Source organism: Kineococcus glutinatus, from assembly GCF_039542765.1.
Classification (GTDB): domain Bacteria; phylum Actinomycetota; class Actinomycetes; order Actinomycetales; family Kineococcaceae; genus Kineococcus_A; species Kineococcus_A glutinatus.
The window spans coordinates 1-1,678 of record NZ_BAABIL010000746.1; the positions used below are offsets into that span (position 1 = coordinate 1).

The following is a 1,678-nucleotide window of genomic DNA, read 5'->3' on the forward strand; positions in this document are numbered from 1 at the left end:
TGGTGTTCGGACAGGTGCAGCACCGTCTGCCCGCGCGAGACCTGCACGTACAGCGGCACCCGGCTCCTCTGGCACCATGGCGCAGAGGTCGGGCGATCACGGGGGAGCGCATGGGCGAGGGCACGCAGGAACCGCCGCCGCCGGGGTCGGGCGGCCCCTGGCAGCAGCCGGGCACCGGCCCCGCACCGCAGTGGGCGTCCCCGCAGCAGCACGCGGGCGCACCGGCGCCACCCCCGCCCGGGTGGGGCCCGGCCGCCGCGGCGCGCCCCGGCATCGTGCCGCTGCGGCCGCTGGGCCTCGGCGAGATCTACGACGGGGCCTTCCGCGCGTTCCGGCAGAACCCGCCCGTGATGGTGGGGCTGTCGGCGATCGTCGTGGCCCTCAGCACCCTGCTCACCCTGGTGCCCACGGCGCTGCTCACCAGCGACCTCGCCGAGCTCGGCGCGGCGGGGGAGGTCTCCACGGACGCCGTCGTCGACCAGCTCGCGTCCATCGCCTCCCGCTCGGTGCCCGCGTTCGTCGTGACGGTGGCGCTGCAGTCGATCGCCACGACGGTGCTCAACGGGCTGCTCATCGTGGCCGTCAGCCGGGCCGTGCTGGGCGAGCGCATCGGGCTGGGCGCCCTGTGGGGCCTGGCCCGCGGCCGGGTCCTGCCGCTGGTGGCCCTGGCGGTGTTCCTGGTGCTGCCGGGCCTGCTGCTGGCGCTGCTCGCGGTGGGGCCGGGCATCGCCCTGATCGCCGCGGGCAGCGCCGGGGCGGGGGTGGCGGTGCTGGTGGTGAGCACCCTCGCGGCGATCGCCGTGGGCGCGTGGCTCTACGTGCGCTGGTCGCTGGCGGCACCGGCCCTGCTGCTGGAGCGCGCCGGGGTGCTGGGCTCGATGGGCCGCTCCTGGCGCCTGGTGCGGGGGAGCACGTGGCGGGTGCTGGGCATCACGCTGCTGACCTGGCTCATCGCCTACGCGGTGATCACCGCGCTGGCGGTGCCGTTCTCCGTGCTGGCGGGGGTGGTGACGGGGGTGCTGTCGGCGTCGGGCGCGGAGCCGACGACGGGCACCGTCGTGCTGCAGCAGGCCATCGGCAGCGTCGGTTCCACCGTGGCCAACACCGTCGCCCTGCCTTTCGTGGCGTCGGTGACGGCCCTGCTGTACATCGACCTGCGGATGCGCCGGGAGGGGCTCGACGTCGAGCTGCACCGCGCCGCCGCGGGCGGTCCGCCGGAGCAGGGGTGAGCGCGCTGCAGCCTGGTCGCGGGCAGGCCAGGGAGTGGGCCGCGCGCGAGCTCGCCGGGCGCGAGTACCACCAGCAGCAGCACTGGGTCCGCGACGCCTGGGACTGGCTGCTGGAGCAGCTGGAGGGGGTGCGCCTGCCCGGCCTGGGCGGGGGGTGGACGGGGCCGCTGCTGCTGGCGGGCCTGCTCGCGGCCGTCGTGGTGGTCGTCCTCCTCGTGACGGGGCCGGTGCGCCGGACCGCCTCCCGCGCCGAGGAGCACCCCGTCTTCGGCGACACCGCCCTGTCCGCGGCCGAGCACCGCGAGCGGGCCGAGCGGGCCGCGGCGGCCGGTGAGTGCGAGGTCGCCCTGCAGGAGCGGTTCCGGGCGATCGTGCGCGCCGGGGAGGAGCGCGCCCTGCTGCAGCGCCGGCCGGGGCGCACCGCCGTGGAGGCCGCCGACGAGCTGGGC

General features: G+C 77.3%; 2 protein-coding genes. Both read left to right on the top strand.

Features of this window, described 5'->3' with window-relative positions:
• Positions 1 to 110 precede the first annotated feature (110 nt).
• Positions 111 to 1,229, top strand: a complete 1,119-nt coding sequence (locus ABEB16_RS20885) for a hypothetical protein (RefSeq protein ID WP_345714106.1) — start codon at positions 111 to 113, stop codon at positions 1,227 to 1,229.
• The coding region (locus ABEB16_RS20890) for a hypothetical protein (protein WP_345714107.1) at positions 1,226 to 1,678 on the top strand (453 nt) is incomplete at its 3' end. The genes ABEB16_RS20885 and ABEB16_RS20890, both read left to right, overlap by 4 nt.

Bases quoted from the DNA above. Each gene is read 5' to 3' on its own strand.
- ABEB16_RS20885 (WP_345714106.1), top strand. From the start codon at position 111: ATGGGCGAGGGCACGCAGGAACCGCCGCCGCCGGGGTCGGGCGGCCCC.